4 protein-coding genes are annotated in these 4,388 nt (G+C 65.5%); 3 read left to right on the top strand and 1 reads right to left on the bottom strand.

The genetic code is table 11. The features are described from left to right. The 3 genes from WBF82_RS18230 to WBF82_RS18220 form a co-directional block, all read left to right on the top strand. On the top strand, positions 1-573 hold a 573-nt coding region (locus tag WBF82_RS18230; protein ID WP_424384365.1), incomplete at its 5' end, for an ATP-binding cassette domain-containing protein. Further along, positions 560-2,281: a thiol reductant ABC exporter subunit CydC gene (gene cydC / locus WBF82_RS18225; protein WP_424384364.1), complete on the top strand. Its 1,722-nt coding sequence runs from the start codon at positions 560-562 to the stop codon at positions 2,279-2,281. The genes WBF82_RS18230 and cydC, both read left to right, overlap by 14 nt. Beyond that, positions 2,278-2,844: a DUF4190 domain-containing protein gene (locus WBF82_RS18220; RefSeq protein ID WP_424384363.1), complete on the top strand. Its 567-nt coding sequence runs from the start codon at positions 2,278-2,280 to the stop codon at positions 2,842-2,844. The genes cydC and WBF82_RS18220 overlap by 4 nt, the downstream gene beginning before the upstream one ends. 4 nt (positions 2,845-2,848) lie before the next feature. Here the strand turns inward: WBF82_RS18220 and WBF82_RS18215 are convergent, their stop codons facing one another. Further along, positions 2,849-4,225 (bottom strand): bifunctional lysylphosphatidylglycerol flippase/synthetase MprF, encoded by a 1,377-nt coding sequence (locus WBF82_RS18215; RefSeq protein WP_424384362.1) that lies wholly within the window; start codon positions 4,223-4,225, stop codon positions 2,849-2,851. Positions 4,226-4,388: the final 163 nt, after the last annotated feature.

The raw sequence follows: 4,388 nt of genomic DNA, 5'->3' as shown, positions 1-4,388 counted from the left end.
CAGGTGACGGTGTTCACCGGTGCGAACGGCGCCGGAAAAAGCACCACGCTTCAGGTGATCGCCGGAATCACCACGGCCAGCAGCGGCCGCGTCACCGTGGCCGGAATCGACATCGCCGATCTCGAGTTGAACGCGTGGTGGCAGCAGCTCTCCTGGTTGCCGCAGCGCCCTGTGCTGATTCCAGGAACGGTCGCCGACAACCTCGCGCTGTTCGGGACTCTCAGCGATCTTGAAAGCGCCTGTGCGGCAGCTAGATTCGATCAAGTACTCGCCGAGCTGCCTGACCGGATGGATGCCGTGATCGGAAGCGGCGGAGTGGGGCTGTCGCTGGGTCAGCGGCAACGCCTCGGTTTGGCCCGCGCCCTCGGCTCGCCCGCTCCGGTGCTGCTGCTCGACGAGCCCACCGCGCACCTGGACGCCGCAACCGAAGCCCGGGTACTTCGCGCCATTGTCGAACGTGCGCGCGCCGGTGCCACCGTGGTGCTCGTCGGCCACCGCGAGCACGTCATCGCAATCGGTGATCAGGTCATCGAGGTGACCGGGGCACAGGATCTTCATCATGCTCGCGTCTGATCCACTGCCGGCCGCGGTGCGGCTGCTGCAGCCGCGGATCGCACGGTTGCTGCTCGCGATCGCGCTCGGGGTGCTATCGCTGAGCAGTGCGCTGGCACTGGCGGGGCTGTCGGCATGGTTGATCACCCGCGCATGGCAAATGCCACCGGTACTGGATCTTTCGATCGCGGTGGTGGCGGTTCGCACCTTCGCGATTTCCCGTGGCCTACTGCACTATTGCGAACGACTGGCGAGCCACGACACCGCGTTACGGGCGGCCGGGCGCGCCCGCGCGCTGCTTTACACCAGGTTGGCGCACGGCCCCGCTGACGTCGCGACTCGATTGCACAGCGGCGAGCTCGTCGCACGGGTCGGCGCTGACGTCGATCAGCTCGCCGACGTGCTGGTCCGCACCGTGCTGCCGTTCAGCGTCGCAGCTGTTCTCGCGGTTGCGGCGATCGTTGTCGTCGGGGTCATCTCAGCACCCGCCGGCGCGATCTTGGCAGTCTGCCTTTTCGTCGCTGGTGTAGCCGCACCGGCGCTGTCGTCGCGAGCCGCTCGTGCGCAGGAGGTCGTTGCACGCCAACATCATTCCGCTCGAGACGTAACGGCAATGCTGGCATTGGAGCACGCACCCGAGCTGCGAGTCGGTGGTATGTTGCGCGATGTTATCTCCGAGTCGCAACGCCGGCAACGTGATTGGGGTGATGCCGTCGACGCTGCGGCGCGGCCGGCTGCGTTCGCGGAGGCTCTTCCCACCGCGGCCATCGGCGTCAGCGTGCTGGGCGCCGTGGTGGCGGGCATCGGGGTGGCGGGCTCGGTTGCACCCACCACGCTAGCCATTCTGATGCTGTTGCCGCTATCGGCATTCGAGGCGACCACTGCATTACCCGCCGCCGCCATCCAGTTGACACGATCACGGTTGGCCGCACGGCGTCTACTCGACTTCGGCACAGCTGGCCCAACATTGCCGAGCGTGGATGCCGGTCCGAGTTCCGCCTCCGCGGCGGCACTTCCGTCGTTAAAGGGACGGCTACGCACCGATAACATGGTCGCTGCCTGCCGCGGTGGTCGGCCGCCGGCCGCACTGACCATCGACCTCCCGCCCGGTGCCAGGTTGGCTGTCACCGGTCCCAGCGGCTCCGGTAAGACGACGCTGTTGATGACACTCGCCGATCTGCTGGTGCCGTCGCACGGCGACGCCACGCTCGACGGAGTACCACTGGGCCAAATTGCCGAACGTGAAATACGTGGTGCTATCGGGTTTTTCGCTGAGGACGCGCACATCTTTGCGACCACCATCCGGGACAACCTGCTGGTGGCGCGGGGCGATTGCTCGGATCAACAGCTGAGCTGTGCGCTGCGCCAGGTCGGGCTGGACGCCTGGCTAGCCGGTCTGCCAGATGGTCTGGGCACCATGCTGGCCGGCGGCGCGGCGGCGCTGTCTGCCGGGCAACGCAGACGGCTACTGCTCGCCCGGGCACTCATCTCACCGGTGCGCATCGTGCTGCTCGACGAACCAACCGAGCACCTCGATGCCGCTGACGCCGAACCGATTCTGCGCAGTCTGCTGACTTCGTCGGGTGGCCTCATCGCTGCAGAGCGGACGGTGGTGGTAGCTACTCATCACCTGCCCGACGACATTCGCTGTCTCGAACTACGCGTCGGCCCCGCCGAGTATTCTGGCGAACAGTCGTCGATGACGCCCGATCGAGAAAGCGAGCCATGACCGAACCTCCGGACAGGCCGTCGGACAGCGGCCAAAACCCCGAGGGGACACCGCAAACGGCGCCGCCTTATCCGTCCCCATCGCCGTACCCATATCCACCTCAGCCCGGGCCCCACCCGAGCGGCTATCCCCCACCTCCGCCGTACTACGGGCCGATGCCGCCGGCGCAACCCAAAAATGGCCTCGGCATTACCGCGCTGGTGCTGGCGCTTATCGGGTTGCTCGGTTCCCCAGTGCCCTTCGCCAACGTCGTCAGCATCATCCTGGGACTCGTCGCGATTGTCATCGGGATCCTCGGGCGCGGGCGCGCCAAGCGCGGCACAGCCAACAATGGCGGGATTGCGATCGCCGGCATCGTGCTAGGTGCCCTCGCAGTCATCGTCGCCGGGGCCTTCATTGCACTCTGGGCGACGCTCTGGAATGACGCCGGCGGCGGCGATTACATCAGCTGCATGCAGAATGCCGGCTCAGATCCCGTCCAGCAGCAGCACTGCGCAGATCAATTCCGGCAAAACGTCCAAGACAAGTTGAGCGTCACGCTGACGCCGACACCGGTGCCCTAGACCGCTAAAGGTTGCGGCGACGCGGCATGAACTCCAGCGACAGCATCACATAGAGCAACGGCACCAGCTGCCGCAGCGACACCAGTGCATACCGCCGCTGGTCCGATGACCGGAATTTGCGCAGGTACCGATACAGCGACTCAAGCGCGATCAATGGATTCAGCAGATGGATAAGCCAATAAAATAGGCCTTGCACCCGCCCGCGATGTTGTTCATCGAAGATCTCCGGAAAGGCCGCGAAAGCTAGCGATACCCGCTGTCCGCCAGCATCTTTGGCCGCTTTGATCATGTCGACGCTGAGCCGTTCGTCGATTCCGTTAGGCGCGCCGGGGCGCCGCCACGGTACGTCGAGGGTGATGTCGCTACCGTTGCCGGCGGTGGCGTACCGATGGAAGCCCTGCACCCGGCCGGATTTGTCCCGCGCGATGATCAGCTTTGTGCCGGGGAACCGTCCCTCGAGCACGCCGTCCAGGTTCATGCAATATCCGCGATCGGTGTGCGCACCGCGAGCTGACTCCCGCAGCATGTCGGTCAGCTCGGCCAACAGCCGACCGTCGAGCCCCTGCTCGTCGACGATCTCGGTGGTGATGCCGAAGTTGTGCGTGCGCTTGACGGCCTGACGCAGGTTGCGGAACTTGCGTCCAACCATTTCGAAGTTGCACACGTCGACGACGACGTCGCGGCCGATGGGCACCGGACGCAACGATTGGCCCAGCACTTTCCGGTCGCTCCATAGATGGAGCCTCTGCTCGCTGCAGGCCAGCACCGCGATTCGCCAGCCGTGCGTATGGCACATTTTCGCGAAGTCGGCCACTAGTTGCGGGAATTTCGCCTCATCGCCGACCGGGTCCCCGCTGACCACCGCGAAGCCGATTCGTGTCCGATATGCGAGCGCCGCCGTCCCGTCCGCAGCGAACAGGTAGCACTTACCCGTCTGCATGGCGAAAGGCGCCAGCGGGTCGCCTCCGGTGGCATTGATCAAGGCCCACACCCGAGACAGATCGTCGGGATGCCGACGCGCCGACGTGGGCCACATCAGCGCCACACCCGACCCGGCGATCAGCAGATCACCGAGCAGATCGAAAGCCAGCACGTGCGCGCCAATCCCGGTGAACAAGACGAGAACAGCGATCGTCGCATGCCCGGCAGTGACCGGCCGACCCAGAAAGATGCCGCGTGCGATCAATGCCACCGCGGCCAATACCGTCAACGACCATTCCAACCGGTCAGTGGGGCCGCGGGCGATCACCTTCATCAACCAACACGCGGCACTGAGCAGGGCTAATGCTCCCACCCAGCGAGCCACCGGCGAGTTGACGTGAACGACAACCCGTTCCCGCGCGCGGACTGCGGGCGCAATGCCGATCGACGACTCGTCCACGCCCACCTCCTGTTGCTCGGCAACAAAATCAGGCGACGCAGTGGGCTTTTGCGTCAGAGCGCTCGTCGCCGGCACGCCGCTAGCGTTTCGAATACCCAACAACCTGCAACGTTACGCCTGGGACCGGCCCCACTGCGGTCACGTTGTGCGCGTCGCAACCGAA

Source organism: Mycobacterium sp., assembly GCF_049673265.1.
Classification (GTDB): Bacteria; Actinomycetota; Actinomycetes; order Mycobacteriales; family Mycobacteriaceae; genus Mycobacterium.
Note: the sequence above shows the minus strand (reverse complement) of the source record. Positions and strands in the feature narration are given on the sequence as shown.